This is a genomic window from Saccharopolyspora sp. NPDC047091, from assembly GCF_040643635.1.
In the GTDB taxonomy this organism is placed as follows: Bacteria; Actinomycetota; Actinomycetes; order Mycobacteriales; family Pseudonocardiaceae; genus Saccharopolyspora_C.
Map to the genome: position 1 here is coordinate 140,332 of NZ_JBEYUS010000003.1, position 21,548 is coordinate 161,879.

The 21,548-nt window shown below is 72.4% G+C and carries 13 protein-coding genes; all 13 read left to right on the plus strand.

Annotation, left to right across the window (positions count from 1 at the left end):
- Positions 1-8 precede the first annotated feature (8 nt).
- Genes ABZ805_RS02965 through ABZ805_RS03025 form a run of 13 tightly spaced genes read left to right on the plus strand, consistent with a single transcriptional unit; the run spans position 9 to position 21,527 of the window.
- Positions 9-1,895 (plus strand): ATP-binding protein, encoded by a 1,887-nt coding sequence (locus ABZ805_RS02965; protein WP_358433392.1) that lies wholly within the window; start codon positions 9-11, stop codon positions 1,893-1,895.
- A complete protein-coding gene (locus ABZ805_RS02970) occupies positions 1,886-2,149 on the plus strand; it encodes a hypothetical protein (RefSeq protein ID WP_358433395.1) in 264 nt (87 codons plus the stop codon). The genes ABZ805_RS02965 and ABZ805_RS02970 overlap by 10 nt, the downstream gene beginning before the upstream one ends.
- Positions 2,146-8,697 carry a DUF4157 domain-containing protein gene (locus ABZ805_RS02975; protein ID WP_358433398.1) on the plus strand — a complete coding sequence of 2,184 codons (6,552 nt, stop codon included), beginning with the start codon at positions 2,146-2,148 and terminating at the stop codon, positions 8,695-8,697. Before ABZ805_RS02970 ends, ABZ805_RS02975 begins: the two co-directional genes overlap by 4 nt.
- A gap of 24 nt (positions 8,698-8,721) precedes the next feature.
- Positions 8,722-9,408, plus strand: coding sequence for a hypothetical protein (locus ABZ805_RS02980; protein WP_358433400.1), 687 nt, complete (start codon positions 8,722-8,724; stop codon positions 9,406-9,408).
- 21 nt (positions 9,409-9,429) lie between these two features.
- Positions 9,430-10,107: a hypothetical protein gene (locus ABZ805_RS02985; RefSeq protein WP_358433403.1), complete on the plus strand. Its 678-nt coding sequence runs from the start codon at positions 9,430-9,432 to the stop codon at positions 10,105-10,107.
- A 3-nt stretch (positions 10,108-10,110) separates the two neighbouring features.
- The gene (locus tag ABZ805_RS02990) at positions 10,111-10,452 is read left to right on the plus strand and encodes a LysM domain-containing protein (protein WP_358433406.1); all 342 of its coding nucleotides are present in this window, start codon (positions 10,111-10,113) and stop codon (positions 10,450-10,452) included.
- Entirely contained in the window at positions 10,445-11,584 is a 1,140-nt protein-coding gene (locus ABZ805_RS02995) for a hypothetical protein (RefSeq protein ID WP_224966076.1), read from the plus strand. The genes ABZ805_RS02990 and ABZ805_RS02995 overlap by 8 nt, the downstream gene beginning before the upstream one ends.
- 17 nt (positions 11,585-11,601) lie before the next feature.
- The gene (locus ABZ805_RS03000; RefSeq protein WP_358433409.1) at positions 11,602-12,120 is read left to right on the plus strand and encodes a phage baseplate assembly protein V; all 519 of its coding nucleotides are present in this window, start codon (positions 11,602-11,604) and stop codon (positions 12,118-12,120) included.
- A 9-nt stretch (positions 12,121-12,129) separates the two neighbouring features.
- Positions 12,130-12,453 (plus strand): hypothetical protein, encoded by a 324-nt coding sequence (locus ABZ805_RS03005; RefSeq protein WP_358433412.1) that lies wholly within the window; start codon positions 12,130-12,132, stop codon positions 12,451-12,453.
- Positions 12,453-12,818, plus strand: a complete 366-nt coding sequence (locus ABZ805_RS03010; RefSeq protein WP_358433414.1) for a GPW/gp25 family protein — start codon at positions 12,453-12,455, stop codon at positions 12,816-12,818. The genes ABZ805_RS03005 and ABZ805_RS03010 overlap by 1 nt, the downstream gene beginning before the upstream one ends.
- A complete protein-coding gene (locus ABZ805_RS03015; RefSeq protein WP_358433417.1) occupies positions 12,815-15,898 on the plus strand; it encodes a putative baseplate assembly protein in 3,084 nt (1,027 codons plus the stop codon). Before ABZ805_RS03010 ends, ABZ805_RS03015 begins: the two co-directional genes overlap by 4 nt.
- A complete protein-coding gene (locus ABZ805_RS03020; RefSeq protein WP_358433420.1) occupies positions 15,895-19,395 on the plus strand; it encodes a putative baseplate assembly protein in 3,501 nt (1,166 codons plus the stop codon). The genes ABZ805_RS03015 and ABZ805_RS03020 overlap by 4 nt, the downstream gene beginning before the upstream one ends.
- Positions 19,392-21,527 carry a hypothetical protein gene (locus ABZ805_RS03025; protein ID WP_358433423.1) on the plus strand — a complete coding sequence of 712 codons (2,136 nt, stop codon included), beginning with the start codon at positions 19,392-19,394 and terminating at the stop codon, positions 21,525-21,527. Before ABZ805_RS03020 ends, ABZ805_RS03025 begins: the two co-directional genes overlap by 4 nt.
- Positions 21,528-21,548: the final 21 nt, after the last annotated feature.

A 21,548-nucleotide genomic window follows, 5' to 3' on the forward strand; every position in this document is an offset into this window, starting at 1 on the left:
GGCGCGGGATGACCGAGGAACACCAGGACGCGGATTCGGCGCTGGCCGGTGCGGTGCGCGCGGTGCTGGCCGCGCTCGACGCGCACGCCGGTGGCGAAGCCGCCGGTCACGTCGTTCCGCCGGTGCCGGAGCTGGAGGCGCTGGCCGGGTGCTTCGGCCTGAGCACCTTCGAACGCGAGGTCCTGCTGCTGTGCGCGGCGATGGAGCTGGACGCGGGCACGGCGGGCCGGTGCGCGGCGGCGAGCGGTTCGGCCCGCGCGCACCCCACGTTCTCCCTCGCGCTGGCCGCGTTGACCGAGCCGCACTGGAGCGCGTTGACACCGGTGTCGCCGCTGCGCCGCTGGCGGCTGGTGGAGCTGGACGAGCAGGCCGGGCTGACCACCGGCCGGTTGCGGATCGACGAGCGGGTGCTGCACTTCCTGCTCGGCTCCCCGTACCTGGACGCGCGGCTGCACGGCCTGCTGCGCCGCGTCCCGGACCCGGGGCGGCTGCCCGCCTCCTACCGGGACGCCGCGGAGCGGATCGCGTCGAGCTGGGCCGACGGTGGTGCGGAGACGGCGCTGCGCGTGGAGCTGGTCGGCGGGGACGCGCGCACCCGCGCGGACCTGGCGGCCGCCGCCGCAGACGCCTGCGACCTGGGCCTGTACGCGCTGTCCGCGGAGGACGTGCCGGACGATCCGGCCGAGCGGGACCTGCTGGCGCGGTTGTGGCAGCGGGAGGCGGTGCTGCTGCCCGCCGCGCTGCTGCTGGAGGTGGACGAGCCGAACCGCGAGCAGCTGGCGGCGGCCGAGGCGTTCGTGGAATCGGCGGCGGTGCCGCTGGTGATCGGCAGTGCGGAACCGCGCCCGAGCTCCCGGGCCCGGGGTGAGCGGATCACGGTGCCCGCGCTGGACGACGCCGAGCAGTTCGAGCTGTGGCGCGGCGCGTTCGGCGAGCTCGCCGACGCCGAGGTGGGGAACCTGGTCGCCCAGTTCTCGCTGCCGCCGCACGTAGTGGTCTCCGCGGCCGCGACCGTGCGCGGCACCGCGGACGGCGACCTGGCGCAGGCGGCGTGGCGGGCCGGTCTGGAGCAGGCTCGGATGGGGCTGGACGAGCTGGGCAGGCGCATCGAACCGGCCGCGGGCTGGGGAGATCTTGTGCTGCCGGAGCGGCAGCTGCGGGTGCTGCGCGAGCTCGTCGCGCACGTGCGCCAGCGCGCCACCGTGCACCACGACTGGGGCTTCTCCGCGACGCTGCGCCGCGGCCTGGGCGTGACGGCGCTGTTCGCGGGCGGTTCCGGCACCGGCAAGACGCTCACCGCCGAGGTGATGGCCCGCGAACTGGGCCTGGACCTGTTCGTCATCGACCTGTCGCAGGTGGTCAGCAAGTACATCGGCGAGACGGAGAAGAACCTGCGCAAGGTCTTCGACGCGGCCGAGCGCGGCGGGGCGCTGCTGCTGTTCGACGAGGCGGACGCGCTGTTCGGCAAGCGCAGCGAGGTCAAGGACAGCCACGACCGGTACGCGAACCTGGAGGTCAGCTACCTGCTGATGCGGATGGAGGCGTACCGGGGCCTGGCGATCCTCACCACGAACATGAAGAAGGCGCTGGACTCGGCGTTCCTGCGCCGCATCCGGTTCGTGGTGGACTTCCCGTTTCCCGGCGAGGCGGAGCGCGCCGAGATCTGGCGGCGCGTGGTGCCGGAGCGGGCGCCGGTGAAGGACCTCGATCCCGAGCTGCTGGCGCAGTTGACGGTGGCGGGCGGCTCGATCCGCAACATCGCGCTGTCCGGCGCGTTCCTCGCCGCCGAGGACGGCGAACCGGTGCAGATGCGGCACATGCTCGCCGCCGCGCACACCGAGTACCGCAAGTTGGAGCGGTCCCTGACGCCGTCGGAGGTGCGGGGATGGGTGTGAACGTGCACATCGGTGAGCTGGTGCTCGACGGGTTCGACGGCGTCGACCCGGACCGGGTGGCGGTCGCGTTCCAGGCGGAGCTGGCCCGGCTGGTGGAGCAGCGCGGCGTGCCGCTGGCCGCGTGGGGACCGCGCCGGGTGGACGGCATCGCCGACCTGCCGCCGCTGCCCGCGACCACCTCACCGGCCCGGTTGGGCGAGGCGCTGGCGCGGTCGGTGCACGCGGGCCTCAGCGGCAGGGGGCGGTCCGGATGAGCGCACCCGTCCCCGCCCGGCAGTCCCGTTCGACGCAGGATTCCCGGCGCCGCAAGCGGAAGAACCACACCGCGAACCGGGCCCCGGAGCCGAAGGAGATCGTCAGCGGCGCCGGCCAGCCCCTCGACGAGAGCACTCGGCGCGAACTGGAGGAGTCGCTCGGCCACGACTTCAGCCGCGTCCGCCTGCACACCGACCGCGATTCCGGGGAGCTCGCGCAGGACTTGGGCGCGGACGCGGTGGCGGTGGGGCAGGAGGTGCTGTTCGCGCCGGGGAAGTTCCGGCCCGGCACGGCCGAGGGAACCCGGCTGCTGGCGCACGAACTCCTGCACACCGTGCAGAACCCGCACGGGCTCGGCGCGCTGCGCGCGGGCCGCGAGCTGGGGGCGGTGAGCCTGCCGCAGCAGGCGATCGAACGCGAAGCCGAGTCCACTTCGGACCCTGCCGGAGTGCGCTCCGGGCAGGCCACGCCCGGTTGGTTGCGCTACGCGACGGTCGACGCCGACCGCCGCCGCGCCGAGGAATTGGACCCGGCGACGATGATCGACCGGCTCGCCAACGGCATCCAGCGCTCGCTGCGCGGTGATCCGGAGGACCGGTCGAAGCGCACTCGGAAGCGGCTCGCGCGGCTCCCCGAGGACGTCCTCGACGTGGTGCTGGACCGGCTGGAGTCGCGGTTGCTCAGCTCCGAGCACGAACGCGTCCTGGACCTGCTGGACGAGGTGGCGGCCGATCCGGACCTGGAACCCGGCGCGATGGCGACCCCGGCGGTCGAGCCGGACGCGAGCGCTGACGTGCTGGCCGAACGCGCAGAGCAGCAGCAGGAGACCGACCGGCAGCGCGAATCCGAGCAGCAGCCGCCCGAAGCCACCGGACCGGAGAAGGAGCAGGAGATTCCCGGCGGCGCCGACGGTGGGACGCCGGAGAACGCGGGGCCGGAGGCCGCGGCACCGGAGCAGCACGCTGCGCCGAGGGAGCAGGAGTCGGCGGATCCCGCTGCCGAGCAGGACTCGGAGGAATCCGCCGCGGACTCCGGGGAATCCGAGGAGCAGGGCGGGGAGCAGGACGCCGAGCAACAGCCGGGAGGCGAGCAGGCCGCTGACGAGAAGGGCGCCGACGAGAAAGCCGCTGACGAGAAGGACTCCGAGGACAAGGGCGAGGACGAGCAGGCCGAGCAGGACGAGAAGGCGGCGGGCGAGGAGGAGAGCGCCGAGCAGGACGCGGCGGCGAAGAACCGGCCCGACGCCATCGACCCCCTCGCGGCGAAGCCGAAGGACCGGCAGCAGGACGTCGATCCCTCCCCGGAGCAGGCGGGCAAGGACACCCAGCTCGCCGGTGCCGTCGATTCCCTGGACGGCGCCCGCAACCAGGACGTGCTCGGCCCGGAGGAGGAACCGGAGTCGGAGGCGCACGGCGGCGACTCCGAGGTCGAGGTCGGCGGCGAGGAGAAGAGCGCCTGGGACGTGAAGCTCGCCCCGGAGGACTTCCTGCCGGAACAGGACCTCGACGTCTCCGGCGTGCCCACGGCCGACAAGCTGGAACCGGGCGCCGCACCGCCGCCGATGCCGTCCTTCCCCGCGCCGCCGCCGACCAAAGCCGAACAGGTGCAGGCCGAGCGTGACGCGGAGGACGCCGAGGACGCGGCGGCCGAGGCCGAGCCGGAGGAAGCGGAACCGGAGCAGCAGCTTGAACCGGATCCGTCGATCACCACGGAGGGCACGCCGGGGGCGGCGGATCTGGCGACCCTCGCCGCGGACAAGGCCGCCGAGAAGCGACCCGGCGCGGCGGCGAAGCCCACCGATCCGAAGGCAGGCGCGGACCCCGAAGCGGGCCCCGCCGAGGCGCAACGCCTAGCCCAGGAGGCCCCGGGCAAGACCGAGGGCGCGAAGGACGAACCCGGTGGCGCCGTCAAGGAATCCGCGGCGAAGGAGGAGCAGGACGGCGCGGACAAGGGCGGCAAGGATTCGGGCGGCAAGGATTCGGCGGGCGGGGCCGAGAAGGGCGGCGAGCAGTCGGGCAAGGGCGAGAAGCCGGACCAGGACGCGCAGGGCGGGGGCACCGGGTCCGAGAAGTCCGAGTCCGGCGGCGAGGATTCCGGCGGCGTGGCAGGCGCGAAGAGCACCGACGACTCGGAATCACCTTCTGCAGCAAGGGATTCGCACACCACGGGCGGCACCGAGCAGACGAACGAGTCCAGCACCGGTACCGATCAGCCCCAGCAGGAGCAGCCCGCACCCGCGAAGCAGAACTCCACCCCCGCTCCGGTGGCGAACGGTGAAGCTCCGAAACCCACGTCGGAACCGACGGCCAGAGCGGCGAAACCGACTTCCGCGCCCGCCCAGAAGACCGAGCAGGCGGCCCCGAAACCCGAACAGCCCAAGCCGGCGCCCGCCGCGCCGAAGGCCGGACCTGCTCCGGCCGCCCCGCGCTCCGGCGGCGGTGGAAAGGCGAGCAAGGGCGGCGGCGCGAAGGCGAAGAAGCAGGCGCAGACCGCCCCGAACCTCTCCCAGGTGTCCCCGGAGGCGGGTCTGCGCACGGCTTCCGGCCTGAAACCGCACGTGGCGCTGCAGGCGATGGGCGGGGTGGACGGCGCGGTGGACCGCACGGTCGGCGACGAGCACCAGCAGCTCGCCGCCGATCCACCGTCGATGCAGCGCCCGTCCGGTGCTCCGCAGACCGCGAGCGGTGCCCCGGACACCGATGCCCCCGCCGAGTACTCCCAGGACGAGGCGGCGAAGTCCGACGCCCCGGAGAGCAAGGACGCCGAGGTCAAGGGCGAGAAGAAGCCGGAGGGCCCGATCCCCGCCGAGGAGGTGGAGGAGCCGAGCGGCTGGGACACGTTCCTGATGGGCGCGGGCTATGTCATCGGCTGGCTCGGCGAGAAGGTCGGGTTCGACGTCTCCCCGGAGGACCTGGCCGCCCAGTTCGCCGGGATGCCCACCGAGGACGAGGCGATGGAGCAGGCGAAGGCCGGCACCGCCCCCGGGGTGGAGATGCAGGGCGACGCCGGGGACAAGTCCCGCGAGCAGGACGACGCGGTCACCACGAAGGGCGAGCAGACCGCCGACACCGCTCGCGACGATGCGAGCCGCGGCATGGGCGAGGACCAGGTCTACCCGGACGCGCCGAAGGAGCAGTTGAAGGGCGAGGTCCCCGGCCGCGAGGGCGGGAAGGGCGGCGGCAAGGTCGACGCCGGAACCGGTGCCGTACCACCGGAAGCGGCCTCGGAAGTCGCCGAACACGAACGCGGCAAGGAGTTCAAGTCCGCGTTCGGCAAGGGCGAGCAGGGCCTGGCCGACGGCAAGCAGCAGAAGGAGCGCGACACCCGCACCTCCCGGCAGAAGCACGACCGCGAGGTCGACGCGGAGGTGAAGCGCAACACCGACCAGCAGACCGGCAAGCGGGAGTCGACGTTCGACGACGTGTCCGGCGAGCGGGAGAAGTGGCGCGCGGACCAGGACGCCGAGCTCGACAAGCTCGGCACCGGCAAGACGGAGAAGCGCGAGCAGGCCCGCAAGGACGTGGAGAAGGAGGAGCAGGACACCGACAAGAAGGTCGAGGAGCGCAAGAAGGACGACGACGAGGGCATCAAGAAGAAGCGGGAGTCCGCGAAGACCGAGGCGAAGACGAAGCGGGACGACACCTCGCGGGAGTCGAAGAACTGGGTCGAGAAGGCCTTCGACGAGATCAAGAAGTTCTTCCTCGACCTCCGCGACAAGATCGTGCAGATCCTCCGGGACGCGCGCGAGGCCATCATCGGCTTCATCGAGGACTTCAAGCGCGAGATGGAGAACCTCATCAAGACCATCCGCGACAAGATCGTGGGGCTGATCGAGGACCTGATCGACGCGCTCGTCGAACTGGCCGTGGCGCTGGTGAAGGCCGTCATCGAGCTGGCGCGCAAGATCCGGAAGTTCATCGAGGACCTGGTGGCGGCGGCGATCGCCTTCGTCACCGAGCTGGCCGCCAAGCTGAAGCAGCTCATCACCGACCTGCTCGAAGCGATCTCGAAGCTGCTCAGCGACATCCTCAACGTGCTGAAGAAGGCGCTCGCCGACGTGCTGAAGGCCGTCAAGGACGCCATCAAGTCGGTGCTGGACTTCGCCTCGAAGCTCCTGGCGGGCTTCGGCGAGTTCATGATGGTCGCCGTCGACTTCCTCGCCGACCCCGGCGGCTGGCTCTCCGGCGCGAAGAGCTCCGCGGAGGACGGCGCGAAGAACCACTTCTTCCGCGAGGTCAAGAGCGCCGTCAAGGACTGGTTCAACCAGAAGATCGAGGAGATCATCGGCCTGCCGAAGGCCATCATGGACCGGCTCATCAAGGGCGGCATCACCCTCCAGGAGATCGTCAAGGAGACCTGGGACGCCGTCGTCCCACAGCTGCCGTTCATCATCGGCGAGATCGTCATCACCAAGGTGATCGCGAAGCTCATCCCCGGAGCAGGCTGGGTCGCCGCCGTCATCGACGCCTTGCGCACCGCGATCGGAGCACTCGGCGAGATCCTCCGAGCCTTCGGCGCCGTCCTCGACTGGCTCAAATCAGTCGGCAAGGGCGGCAACGGAGTCCTCTTCGCCAAGGCCGTAGCCGCCGGCGTCGTCGCCCTCCTGGAACTGGCCTACCAGTTCCTCCTCGACGGAATCGGCAAGTACGTCAGCAAAGTCGGCGACCGCTTCAAAACCGTCGCGGCGTCCCTGGGCAAGAAGGACAAGGGCGGCAAGGGAGGCGGCGCAGCTCCGCCGGCGGACCGCGGCGGCAACGGCTCCGACAAGCAGCAGCAACAACCCGGAACCAGTGACAAGGCCTCCGGTGACAAGGGACCGTCGGGCGACAGAACAGACACTCCGGCCCCGAAACCCGGCCGTCCTGGTAGCGGCGAACCCGGTGGTCAGGCGGGTAAGACCGGCGGTCGCAGCGACAAGAAGGCCGACCAGGGCAAGACCGGAGACAAGGCCGACGCGCCGAAGAAGCCGGGCGACAAGTCCAAGAAGGACCCGGCGAAGGACGACAAACCTCGCAAGGACGACCACAAGGACGCGAAGAAGGACGACAAGCCCGACGGACGGCATCCGGACCCGAACCGCCGGAAAGACGAGGACGGACAGCAGCGCCGCGGCCCGGACCGTCGTGATGACGGGCGCGGCGACGGCGAACGCCGCGACGGCGACCGTGAATCCTCGGCCCAGAAGAAGCAGCAGGACGACGAGCGGGACCGCAAGCGGGACGACGACGAACAGGACCGCAAGCGCAAGGACGACGACGCGCAGCGCAAGCAGAAGGACGAAGCGGACCCGAACCGCAAGAAGGACGAGGACTCGGACCGCCCGAAGAAGGACGACGACGTCCCGGGACGCAGGGACGATCGGCGCAGCCAGGGTCGGGAGCGGAAGAAGGCCCGCGACGAGAAGCGGGACCGGGATCGCAAGAAGAACCGGGACAAGGCGGACAGCGGATCGAACAAGCGCAAGCGCGAGGGCGACCACGACCGGCGACGTCCGAAGGGCCGGGACCGCGATCCCTCCCGCGATCGCAGGCGCGAACGCGATCGAAACGAGAACAAGCAGAACAAGAAGGAGGATCGAAAGAAGGACGAGGAGTCCAAGAAGTCTAAGGATGATCAGCTGGACAAGATCGTGGCACGCTTGCGCCCCAAGCTGTACGCGAAGATGAAGGACGGTGTCCAGCGTCCTCGGTTCCTTGATCTGCTCGGTGCGCTGAAGGCGCACTACCGATTGACCGGGCTGGGTCCGGTCGGCGGTGATCCCTTCATCGTGGTCGCCACGCTGAACCCGTCCCGTCCGGTTTTGCGGGGCGAGTACACCGAGCCGCATTCTGAGCCTGATGCCTACAGCGTTCCTCCCGGAGAGCCGAAAGAGGAGGACGTGGTTCAGGACGGTTGGACCGGCCGTGCGAAGAAGGGGCAGTGGTACACCGGAAAGATCATGCGGGTTCGACGCAAGGGCGGACGCCAGGTCCAGTTCGACTTCTACGGTCACGGGCCTTCGGGGAAGGGCGAGTTCAGGGTTCCGGTGCGGGAGGCCAAGGAACGTTGGGAGCGGGTCGACTTCGATAAGAGGTGGTACGCGCTCGGCCCGGACTTCGAGGCGATTCGGCAGCGGGACTTGTGGAGTGAGTACAACCAGGCTCGGCAGGTCCTGAACTATCGGATGACTGCGAGGTTCACCAATCCGGACACGCCCACGAGTACTTCGAAATCAGGGAACCCGGTGAAGCCGCAGTGGCACCACATCGTCGAGCAGCGGCAGAACGGCCCCAACCATACGAAGAACTTGGTGCTCACTTCGGCCACTGCCAATCAGGACTTCAACACTTGGATGGATCACAGTCAGCCCGCCGCGAACCCGTCGAAGACGTCCAAGCGCGGTCTGCCTTCTACGAATGGGAAGCCGGTGTACCAGTACCTCCGAGGTGCTGGGTATTCGGAAAAGATGGAGTGGGGTGTGCGCTGCATGGAAGAGGTGCTCGGGCGGAATCCGCTCGGTATGCGAAGTGTGAGCAAGGGGCGTGGGATTTTCCTGAAGCTTCCGTAGTGGCGGCCTTGGGAGGGGAGTCTGTTGGGTGACGTCGTGTTGTTCGACGGTGTGGGCTCCGACGTAAGGTCGGAGTTGTCGGGTCGAGGAGCTGTGGAAATAGCTTCCGATCCGGAGGAGTGGCGAATTCCGGACGAGTCTTTCGACGAGGTGGTCGATGAATTGATCGGCAGGGGGTACGAGTTGCAGGTGACGTCGCCTCGGTTGGAAACGGGAGTTCCCCGGGAGGAGCAAGCTGCTTACTTGTGCCTTGTTCCCGAGTGGCAGGTGGATGAGCTTCCCGCTGGGCCGAAGCTGACTTATGCCGAGAGTGGTGACGTCATGGGTAATCGGGAGCTGGTGGATTTGGTCGCGCCGCTGGCTCCTGGTGTTCGATGGTCGTCGAGCGACCGTGCGGGGTTCTCAAGTGTTTCGGGTGCGCCTCATCTGCCTGATCCGATCGAGATAAAGTCACTTTTCAGGAAGTGGCCGCGAAGTGGCGGGCTGTGGGTTGTCTCGCATGATGGTCGCGAGTACTTCACCGATGCCAACGCCCGTGCGATCGCTGCTAGCGGAATCGCTTGGGTGTCCGGGTATCGGCATGGGGGTGCAACGTTGCCCAGTCCTCCGACCTTGATCTGGAGTGGAGTGGTGATCGATGTCCTCGTGTCCGAGGGGATTCAGTTCTCCGACAGTCCGGGTTATTACCTTCGTGAAGATCGTGACCGGTGACCGCGAGTTGATTGGACTGCCATGACCCGCTACGCCGACATCCCCAAACCCATCCGTTCCGGGATCGTGCTGGTCGATCCCGAGCGCGGGACCCCGCAGCGGGTGATCGTGTTGCAGTTCAACCCGGACACGCTCGAACGGTCGGTGTCGCCGCAGTCCGCCGGAGGCGAAGGCGATTCCGGCGGTGGTGGCAGCGGATCGGGGGACAAGAACGAGGCGCTGCGGCTCAAAGGCCCCGCGGAGGAGTCGTGGAAGTTCACGGCGGAGATCGACGCGACCGATCAGTTGGAGATCGCCGCGCCGGAGGGGATTCATCCGCAGCTCGCTGCGCTGGAGATGCTGGTGCAGCCGACGACGACTCAGCTTCGGGAGGCCACCCGCCTGGCGAAGAACGGCACCATCGAGATCAGCCCCATCGAGATGCCGCTGACCCTGTTCACCTGGGGCGGCAAGCGGGTGATCCCGGTGCGGCTCACCGAGATGTCCATCAACGAGTCGGCGTTCGACGTGAACCTGAACCCGATCCGGGCGAGCCTGAGCCTCGGCTTGAAGATCCTCACCGTCAGCGACCTGCCGCCCGGCCACCGGGGCGCGGAGCTGTACCTCGCGCACCTGTCGCAGAAGGAACGCCTCGCGGGCATCGGAACGCTGGGAACGCTGGGTTCGCTGGGCCTGAACGGCGTCGGGGCGGGGAGGTAAGCCGTGATCGAACCGTACGAGACCGCGCTGGACGACATCCCGGGCGCGCACCCGTATCCGCGCACGAGCCGGTACCACGACGTGGAGATCGGGGTGCACCGCACGGCCGACGGCACCGAGGTGCGGTACGCGAAGCGCCGGCTGCTGCCGAAGCTCCCGGAGCACGCCGACGAGCACGTGGTGAGCGCGGGCGAGCGCCCGGACCACCTGGGGCAGCGGTTCTTCGGCGATCCGGGCCAGTGGTGGCGGATCGCGGACGCGAACCCGGTGCTCGACCCGGCGGAGCTCACCGCCGAACCGGGCCGGGCGATCGACTTGCCGAGCCCGGGGAGCTTCGATGTCTGAGGTCCCGATCGGTTCCGGCCCGGTGCACCTGAGCCTGCACATGGGCCCCAAGCTCACGAGACCGGTTCCGGGCGAGGTGGCGCAGGCGTTGCTGTCCGCGCAGATCACCAGCACCGCGGGCGAACGCAGCGGGTTCCAGCTGGCGTTCGACCTCACGAAGAAGGGGCGGATCGTCGACCGCCTGCTGCCGGAGGGCTTCTTCGACCCGAAGACGCGGGTGGTCCTGGCGCTCACCATCAAGGGGACGCCGAGCGTCATCCTCGACGGGCTGATCGTGCGCAACGAGGTCGGCGCCAGCAACCAGCCGGGCCAGTCCACGCTCACCGTCACCGGCGAGGACCTCACCTTGCTGCTGGACCTGGAAGAGCGCACCGACCGGTACCCGAACCTGGCGCCCTCGCAACGCGTCGAGCGCATCCTGGGCAAGTACGCCGACTACGGCATCGACAGCCGCATCATCCGCGAGCAGGTCCACCAGCCGCCGCGGGAGGAACTGCGCGTCGACTACCAGTCGAGCACCGATCTGCAGTACGTCAACGACTTGGCCCGCGCCAACGGGTACACCTTCTACCTCGATCCCGGCCCGCGCCCGGGCCGCTCCACCGCCTACTGGGGGCCGGAGCAGCGGCTCGGGCAGCGCCAGCACGCGCTCACCGTCAACATGGACGCGCATTCCACTGTGGACCAGCTGACCTTCGCCTACGACGGCACCGCCCGCGAGCAGCCCGAGGCGCGCGTGCAGGACCCGGCGACCCGGCAGGTGACGCTGCTGCCGGACCCGGACATCGGCCCGCTGCGCCCGCCGCTGGCGCGTCGCGAATCCCCGGCGTTGAAGCGGAAACCGCTGTCCGGCACGGCGAAGATGGATCCGGAACGCGCCCGCGCGCAGGCGCTCGCGCGGGCGGCGACCTCCGCCGACGCGATCTCCGGTTCCGGCTCGCTGGACGTCAACCGGCACGGGTACGTGCTGCGGCCGCGCGAACTCGTCGGGGTGCGGGGCGCGGGCGTCACCTACGACGGCGACTACTACGTGAAATCGGTGACGCACAACCTGCGGGTCGGTTCGTACCAGCAGAACTTCACGCTCTCCCGCGAAGGGCTCGTGGCCCGCAGCGACACCGTCCGCCCCTAGCCCGAGGAAGGAACCGCATGGCCGACGCATCGAACAACCGCTTCCTCGGCAAGTTCCGCGGCCGGGTCGTGGACAACGCCGACCCGCTGCAGATCGGGCGGATCACCGCGCAGGTCCCCGACGTGCTCGGCGACGTGCCCTCCACCTGGGCGCTGCCGTGCCTGCCGTTCACCGGGCGCGGCGCCGGGCAGTACGTGGTGCCGCAGGTCGGCGCCGGCGTGTGGGTCGAGTTCGAGCAGGGCGATCCGAGCTTCCCGATCTGGACGGGCTGCTGGTACGGGGACCGCTCCGAGCTGCCGCCGGACGCGCTCGGCGAACGCCAGCCCGTCGTGATCCGGACGCCGGGCGACCACAAGCTGCTCATGTCCGACGTGCCCGGCGGTGAAGGGATCCTGCTGCGCGCACCGGGCGGGGCGTACGTCCAGATCGACGAGAAGGGCGTGACCGTCGGCAACGGCAAGGGCGCGTCCGTGGAACTCGTCGGCGACGAAGTGAACGTCAACCAGGGCCGGTTGATCGTGCCCAAGAGGCAGTAGGGGGAAGTCGTGACCGGAGGGAACCTCGTCACCGCCGCGACCGCGGTGCACTGCCCGCACGGCGGGCGGATCGTCGCCGCCACCGCGGCCGCCGCGATCCGCGCCGACGGGCAGGCCGTGCGCACCACCGGCGAGGCGTACGCGGTGCACGGGTGCCCGCACCTCGCGCGCCCGTGCCGCACCGCGCGCTTCACGCCGCGACCGGACGCGCTGCTCGTCGACGGCGTGCCCGCGCTGCTGGACGACACGGCGGGGCAGTGCTTCAGCGCCGACCTGCGCCCGCAAGGGCCGCCGGTGTTCCGCGGCGACTCGCGGGGGGTGCGGTGCCGGTGATGAGGACCCACATCGCGTTCCCGTTCCGCATCGACCGCCGCGGCCGCACCGCCGGCGCCGGGTACCACGAGCACCTCGCCGACCTCGTCGAGCAGGTGCTGTTCACCAGCCCCGGCGAGCGGGTGATGCGACCCGACTTCGGCTGCGGCCTGCTCGACCTGGTCTTCGCGCCGAACAGCCCGGAACTCGCGGCGACCGTGGAGCTGTCCGTGCACGCGGCGCTCCAGCGGTGGCTCGGCCACCTCGTCGAAGTCGACGCGCTGGACGTCACCGCCGAGGACGAGGTGGTGCGGGTGCGGCTGCGCTACCTGGTGCGCGCCACCGGAGAACACCGCGACGAGATCTTCGAGGGGAGGCGGGCATGAGCGAGCAGCACTGCCGCACCGACGGCAGGCGGGCCCGGGTCCGCGCGGCACGGCTCGGCGGGGTGGACGCGGTGGAGGCCGCCGACGGCGGGCGCACCCTCGTCGTCACGTTCATCGGCAAGGCCCCGCACGGGGTGCGACCGGAGAACGTGCGCATCGACGGCGGCCGCCGCATCACCGGCATCACCGCGCTCGACGTCACCGTGGAGCGGGAGAAGGACCCGGAGCTGGACGACCGCATGTTCGTCACCGTCGACCGCCCCGGCGACACCACCCGATATCGACTGTCCTTAGTGGACAGCGATCCGCACGGGAGGCCCGGTGCGGAACCGTTCCCCGGGTTCGACCAGCGCTATCACGGCGCCGAGTTCACCTTCCACCCCGGCGGACCCACCCCGTTCGACCACGCCGCGCCACCGCCGTGCGAACCGGAACCCGCACCCGCACCGCTGATCGACTACACCGCCCGCGACCACGACGCGCTGCAGCGGGTGCTGCTGGACCGGCTGGCGCTCACCACCCCGGGCTGGACCGAACGGCTCGCCCCGGACCTCGGCGTCACCCTCGTCGAACTGTTCGCGCACACCGCGGACCAGCTCGGCTACCAGCAGGACGCGGTCGCCACCGAGGCCTACCTGGAGACCGCGCGGCGCCGCGTGTCGGTGCGCAGGCACGTGCGGCTCATCGACTACCCGATGCACGACGGGTGCGCCGCCCGCGCCTTCGTCGTCGCCGAGACCGCCGCCGAACTGGACCTCGAACCGGGCGAATTCCGGTTCGCCGCGGTGGATCTGCGCCCGCGTGGACCGCACGACCCGGCCGCGCCCGGACCCGTCCTGGACGAGGACGAGCTGGCCGAGCTCGACGAGCAGGACGCGGTGGAGATCTTCGAGCCGCTCGCCGACGGCCCGTTCCGGTTGCGGCCCGCGCACAACCGCATCCGGTTCTGGACCTGGGGTGACGAGGACTGCACGCTGCCCGCTGGAGCCACCGCGGCGACGTTGCGCGACGACGAGCGGGCGCTGGACCTGCGGCCCGGCGACCTGCTGGTGCTGGAAGAGGTCCGCGGTCCCGTCACCGGCACCCCGTGCGACGCCGACCCGACGCGCAGGCAGGCGGTGCGGCTCACCGCCACCACTCCCGGCGAGGACGCGCTGCTGGCGCAACCGGTGCTGGAGGTGACCTGGGGGCGCGAGGACGCGCTGCGCTTCCCGCTCTGCCTGAGTTCCACCGGCGGCTACGACTGCGCACCGATCCCGGACGTGAGCGTGGCGCGCGGCAACGTCGCCCTCGTCGACCACGGTCGCACCCGGCGCACCCCGGACCGGGTCGTGGTGCCGCCCGAACCCGCGGTGCTCGGTTCCTGCGACGCATCGGGCTGCCGGGACCGCACCGACGGCAACGAGCCCGCCGAACTGCTCGGGTTCCTCTTGGACCGCACCCGCGGCGGCCGGAAGCTCACCGGCGACGACGTCCGCGAGCTGCACGCCGCGCTCGGCGAACCCGCCACCACTCGGGCGGGCATCGAGCTCGAACACGCCGGTCGCAGGCAGGAAGAGGTCGTGCCCAGCACCGCGCACGAGCAGGCCGGGGCGCTGCGGCGGCTGCTCGCCCACTCCGTCTACCCGGGAATCCGGCCCCGCTTCCGGCCCGTCCTGCACCGCACCCCGGTGGTGCAGGCCGTGCCGCACCCGCTTCCCGCGCACCTCGCCGCCGGCCAGGCCGCCCGGCTCGCCGCGATTCCCGGCGAGGTGCGCGAGCGGCTGGTGGAGCTGTGGCGCAGCGCCCGCGACTCCGACGGCCTCGCCGACGAGGAGGTCGACGAGCTGGCCGTGCTGTTCGACCGGGACCTGCTGGAACGCCTCGAACTGCGGCGGCACCCGGTGCGGGCGCTGCGCGACCTGCTGCACCGCGCCGACCACCTGCTCGCCACCAAGCGGCGCAGGCTCGCGGTGCTCACCGCCCGCGCCCACGCGGGCACCGTCCTCGGCCCCGACATCGCCTGGGAGATCGGGCAGAGCTGGGGCGAGCAGCACGCCACCGGGCTGCATCCCGGCGACCCGGTGCTGCACGGGCCCGCCACGCAGCAGCAGGACCCGCGGGCCGCGCTGCCCGCCGTGCGCGTCACCGACGGCGCACACCGGTGGGAACCGCGCCGCGACCTGCTCGGCAGCGGGCCGCGCGACCGCCACTTCGTCGGCGAGCTCGACGACGACGGGCGGCTCGCGCTGCGTTTCGGCGACGGGCGCTGCGGCGCGCCACCGGAACCCGGTGCCGCGCTGGACGTCCACTACCGGGTCGGTGGCGGCACGACGGGCAACGTCGGCGCCGAAGCCATCGATCGCCTGGTGCTGAACCGGAAACCGGACGGCGAACCGCTGCCGGGTGTGGTGGTGCGCAATCCGCTGCCCGCCACCGGTGGCACCGAACCGGAACCGGTGGAGCAGGTGCGCCAGCTCGCGCCGCTGGACCTGCGCCGCACCCGGCCGCGCGCCGTCACCGCCGCCGACTACGCCGAACTCGCCGGGGGAGTGCCCGGGGTGCAGCGCGCCGCCGCCGAGATCCGCTGGAGCGGCAGCTCCCGCGAGGTGCACGTCGCCGTCGACGCCGAGCGCACCGGCACCCCCGGCCCGGACCTGCTCGCCGAGGTCACCGACCTGCTGGAACGGCACCGCCGCATCGGCCACCAGCTGGTGGTGCGCCCGGCCCGGCAGGTGCCGCTGGAGATCGCGTTGCGGATCTGCGCCGCACCCGGCCACCAGCGCGGGCCGATCATCGCCGACCTGCTGCGCGCGTTCGGCAGGCGGCGGCTGCGCGGCGGGGCGCTCGGGTTCTTCCACCCCGACGCGCTGAGCTTCGGCGAACCGGTGCGGCTGAGCAGGCTCGTCGCCGCCGCCACCGCCGTGCCCGGGGTGCGCAGCGCGCAGGTCACCCGGCTGCGACGCGCCTTCCACGACGACGACGGCGAACTCGACGCGGGCCTGCTGCGGATCGCGCCGCTGGAGGTCGCCTGCTGCGACAACGACCCGGAGCGCCCCGAGAACGGCGTGCTCCACCTGGACTTCGGGGGTGCGCGGTGAGCGGATGCGGATGCGGCTGCGACCGCCACGACGAACGGCGCGCCCCGGACCGGCCGCACAACCCGCCGGGCCGGTCGGCGCTGGACCTGCGGGCGGGGGAGCACGGCACGTTCCTCGCCGCGATGCTCGACCGGCTCGCCTCACCCGCCTACCCGGAGCTGCGCGGGCTGACCGTGCGCACCACCGACGATCCGGCGATCGGGCTGCTCGACGCGTGGGCGGTGCTCGGTGATCTGCTCACGTTCCACTCCGAGCGGATCGCCGACGAGGGCTACCTGGGCACCGCCGACGACCACCGGTCGCTGGCGATGCTCGGCAGGCTCGTCGGGCACCGGCCGCGGCCCGGCGTCGCCGCGAGCACCTACCTGGCCTACGCCTTGGACCGGGACCCGCGGGACGCGGACGCCACCGTGCTCATCCCGCGCGGCGCGCGCAGCAACAGCGTGCCCGGCGCCGCCGAGGCCGAATCAGTGGTGTTCGAGACCGGCGAGGACCTCGTCGCCCGCTGGACGTGGAACCGGCTCGCGGTGCGGCGCAGGCGGCCGGCGCTGCTCACGGTCCCGGAACTGGCGCAGCGCTCGGAGATCTACGTCGCCGGGACCGCGATCTCGTTGCGCACCGGGGAGAACCTGCTGTTCGACTTCGGCGACCAGCAGCTGCTGCGGCCCGTCGGCGCGGTGCGGGTGGACCGGGACGAGGACGTCACCGCGATCTCGCTGCAGCAGGCGCCGCCGCCGACGCTGGCGGAGCTGCGCGCCGAACTCGGCGAGTGGCTCACCCCCGGCACCGGGGAACCGTCCCCACAGCTGCCGAACCCGCGGCCCGCCAGCACCCTCATCGAGGAGTTCGACGCCCAGGTCCTCGCCCCGCTGCGCGCCGAACTGCCCGCGATCGGCTCGCCCGCCCAGCTCGCGCTGCGGTTGGCCGAACCCCTGGACCGGCTCGCCGAAGCCGAAGTGCTCGCCGAATCCCGCGAACCGGTCGCCGACTGGTTCGGCAGGCTGCGGGCCGTCGTCGCCGAACTGCGGGACCGGGCGCTGGGCCTGGCACCGGCCGCCGGCGCGCCCGCCCGCACCGCCGCACCTGCCCGCACCGCCGCGCCCGCCCGCACCACCGCGCCCGCCCGCACCGCCGCGCCCGCCCGCACCGCCGCACCTGCCGGAGTGCTCCGCGAAATGGTCGCGATGCGGGTGACCGCCGCCCCGTTCGGCGCCACCGCCCCGCTGCAACCGGTGCAGGACCGGGCGGGACAGGTCGTGCGCCAGTCGGACTGGCCGCTGCCCGGCGGCACCCGCACCAGCGTGCGCATCGCGTTCGACGCGGGCGGCACCCGGCCGGTGCGCGCCGAGTTCGAGCGCACCGACCCGGGCGGCGGCAGCAGGCACGTCGAACAGCTGCCCGCCGAGGCCGACTTCGAGTTCGGCGGCGGCCGCGTCGAGCTCTCCGCGCCCGACCCGGCGCGGCCCAGCCCGAGCCCGCGCGCCGAGAACCCGGCGGGCGTCACCGTCCGGCTGCTGCCGGACCTGCCCGTCTGCACCCTGACGGTCTCCCGCCCGGACGAGCAGGGGCTGGTGCACGTCGGAGTGCGGAACGGGTCCCGGGAGGACTGGGACCTGGCGCCGCAGCAGGAGCGGACCGCGTTCGTCGGCCCGTACCGGCTCACCGCCCGCTACGGCGCCGGTGGGGAACCGGCGAACGTGGAGATCACCTTCACCACCGCGCCGTACCCGGGCGGCGAACGCCTCCTGGTGCTGGACGGGGTGCACGAGGAGATCACCACCGGCAGCCGCGTCGTCGTGCTGCGCCCCCGGAAGGGCGCGCCCGGCGGGATTCCGGGTGATCCGGCGCTGGCACGCGTCGTCACCCGCGTCACCGCGGTCCGCACCACCGCCGGCACCCGCTACGGCATCACCGGCCGCGCCACCGAGCTCACCCTCGCCGATCCGTGGCTGGACGACCAGGACCGGCAGCTCTCCGACATCCGCGACGCCACCGCCCTGGCAGGCGGCGAGCCGCTGCGGCCGGCGGACGAACCGCTGGACGAGGAGGTGCGCGGCAACACCCTCGAACTCGCCGACCTGCACGAAGGCCTGCGGCCCGGCAGGTACCTGGTCGTGTCCGGGGAACTGGCCGATCCGCCGGGGGAGACCGGCACCGAGGTCGCCGTCCTCGCCGCCGCGGACACCGCGCTGGACCCGGAGCTGCCGGGCGACCACCCGCACACGGTGCTCACCCTGACCGCCGACCTGCGGCACCGCTACCGGCGGGACACCGTGGTGGTGCACGGCAACGTCGTGCCCGCCACGCACGGCGAGAGCCGCGACGAGCCGATCGGCAGCGGCGACGCGGGCCGGGCGCACCAGACGTTCGCGCTGTGGCAGTCGCCGCTGACGTGGCTGCCCGCCGACACCCCGCTCGGCGCCACCCCGGCGCTGGAGGTCCGGGTGGACGGGCTGCGCTGGCACCCGGTGGACAGCCTCGCCGGGCGCGGACCGACCGAACGGGTCTACGTGGTCGGCGGCGACGCGTCCGGGCGCACCACGGTGACCTTCGGCGACGGCGTGCACGGCGCGCGGCTGCCCACCGGGCAGGAGAACGTGCGGGCCCGCTACCGGTTCGGCACCGGCCGCGCCGCGAACGTCGGCCCGGACCGCATCACCCAGCCCGTGACCCGGCCGCTGGGCGTCACCGGGGTCACCAACCCGCTGCCCGCGACCGGTGGTTCGGATGCGGACGGTCCGGCGCTGACCCGGCGCACGGTGCCGCTGGCGGTGTCGGCGCTGGACCGGCTGGTGTCGGTGCAGGACTACGAGGACTTCGCCCGCTCCCGCGCCGGAATCGGGCGGGCGGCGGCGCGGCGCGTCTTCGACGGCAGGCGGGAGCTGCTGCACCTGACCGTGGCCGGGATCGACGACCTGCCGCTCGCACCGGACGGCGACCTGCTGCGCGCGCTGCGGGCGGCGCTGGACGAGTACGGGGACCCGCGGCTGCCGGTGCGGGTGGAGCCGCGCGAGCCGGTGCCGCTGGAGGTCGCGGCGAACATCCGGCTGGAACGCGATCACGCGTGGGACGTGGTGGCCCCGCGGGTCCGGCGGGCGCTGCTGGCGGAACTCGGCTTCGCCGGGCGGGAGCTGGGGCAGCCCGCGCTGCGGTCGGAGGTGCTCGCCACCGCGCAATCCGTTCCCGGAGTGTCCTACGTGGACGTCGACGTGTTCCGGGGGAGCACCTCGGACGGCACCGCCGAAGTGGTGCCCGCGCGCCTCGCGGAGTACGTCGAGCAGCGCTACCGCGTCACCGAACCGGGCGGCGAGACGCTCACCGAGATCGCCACCCGCAACGGGATCGCGCTGCGCGACCTGCTGCGGCGCAACCCCGACATCACCGGCACCGCGCGGCTCGAACCGGGCCGCCGCGTGTTCGTGCATCGCGGGCTGCGCCCCGCCCAGCTGGCGCTGCTGTCGCCGGACTCGCTGATCCTCACGGAGGTCACCCGATGAGCAGGGAACCGGACGCGCTCGCGAACCTGCTGCCCGCCTGGCACCGGTTGCGCGACGATGAACAGGGCGAACCGCTGCGCGCACTGCTCGCCGTCGTCGGCGAACAGCTCGACCTGGTGCGCGATGCGGTGGAGCAGCAGTACGACGACTGGTTCGTGGAGACCGCCGCCGAGTGGGCGCTGCCGTACCTGGGCGAACTCGTCGGCTACCACCGGCTGCCCGGCTACGAGCGGGTCGGCACCGCCGGTCTCCGCGACGGCGGCGACCCGGCGGAGGCGCGACGGCGGCTCGCCGAAGCGCTCGCCCCGCGCCGCGACGTGGCGGCTACCGTCGCGCACCGGCGGCGCAAGGGAACGCTGCCGCTGCTGGAGGAACTCGCCGCCGGAACCGCCGGGTGGCCGGCTCGCGCCGTGGAACTGTCCCGGCTGGTCGCGCACCAGCAGCCGGTGCGGCTGCACGGCGCGGGCGACGCCGCCCGGTTGCGGCGCGGCAGGCTCGCGGACCTGCGCGAATCGACGGCGCTGGACCTGGCGGGCGGCCCGTTCGGCACCGTCGCCCGGTCCGCCGACGTGCGGCGCGCCGGATCGCGGCACCGGCGCGGCGGTCTCACCCCGGCGGGCGTGGCGCTGTTCGCGTGGCGGCTGCGGCCGCAGCCGGTGACGGGCGCTCCCGCGTACTGCATCGACCGCACCCGCAGCCTCTACACGTTCTCCATCCTGGGCAACGACGTGCCGCTGGTGACGAAACCGGTGCCGGAGCCGTCGGCGACGCACATCGCCACCTTGGACAACGTGCCCGCCCGGTTGCGGCGCAGGCAGGTCGCGGACCGGCTGGCGGACTACTACGGGCCGGGCAAGAGCTTCGCGATCCGGCTGGACGGGCAGGACGCGCCGGTGCCGCCGGCGGCGATCACGATCGCGGACCTGACGGGCAGGCGCTACCGGCCCGGGTACGGGCAGGTGGCGGTCGACCCGGTGCTGGGCCGGATCGCGTTCGGCTCGCGGTCGGCGCCGCGCGACGGGGTGTCGGTGGACTACCACCACGCGTTCTCCGCGGACATCGGCGGCGGCGAATACCCGCGCGACCCGGAGACCCCGCCGCACGCGCGGGTCCGGCGGGTCGGCCCGGGGGAGGAGCACGTGCTGATCCTCGACGCCTACCAGGCGTGGCGGGACGAGCGCGACTCCGGCGGTGCGCCCGACTGCGTCATCGAGATCGCGCACAACGGCGCGCACCAGGAGGAGCTGGACTTCGACCTGGGCCCGGACGAGCGGTTGCAGCTGCGCGCCGCCGACGGGAAGCGCCCGGTGATCCGGCTGCTCGACACCTACAGCAACCGCCCGGACGCGCTGAACATCCGCGTGCCGCAGGAGGTTCCGGAGGGGCGGCGACCGCGGGTGGTGCTGGACGGCCTGCTCGTCACCGGCCGCGGCATCAGCGTGACCGGGCCGCTGGCGGCGCTGGAGATCCGGCACTGCACGCTGGTGCCGGGCTGGTCGCTGGAGGCGGAGTGCGCGCCGCACGCCCCCGGCGAACCGAGCCTGCTGCTGGACCGCACCACCGCCTGCGTGGAGATCGACCGCAGCGTGCTCGGCTCGATCACGGTCATCGGCGACGAGGTGAGCACCGATCCGCTGCCGATCCACCTGCGCGACAGCGTCCTCGACGCCACCGGGCACGACCGGGAGGCGCTGTCCGCCCCGGACTGCCGGCACGCGCACGCGGAACTGCACGCGCACCGCAGCACCGTGTTCGGCGAGGTGCACGCGCACGCGGTGCGACTGGCGGAGAACACCCTGTTCACCGGCCGGATGCACGTGGCCCGCCGCGGCATCGGCGACCTGCGCTACAGCTTCGTGCCGCCCGGTTCCCGCACTCCGCGCAGGCACCGCTGCCCGGGGGACGTGGTGGCGGGGGTGCGGCCGGTGTTCGAGTCGGTCCGCTACGGCACGCCGGACTACGCGCGGCTGGCGGCGAACTGCCCGGCACCGATCCGCCGCGGCGCCGAGGACGGTTCGGAGCTCGGTGCGTTCCACGACCTGTACGAGCCGCAGCGGGAGGACGACCTGCGCGCGCGGCTGGCCGAGCACGTCCCGGCGGGCGCCGACGCGGGCCTGATCTTCGTCTCCTGATCTCCAGCACGAGAGGACGCT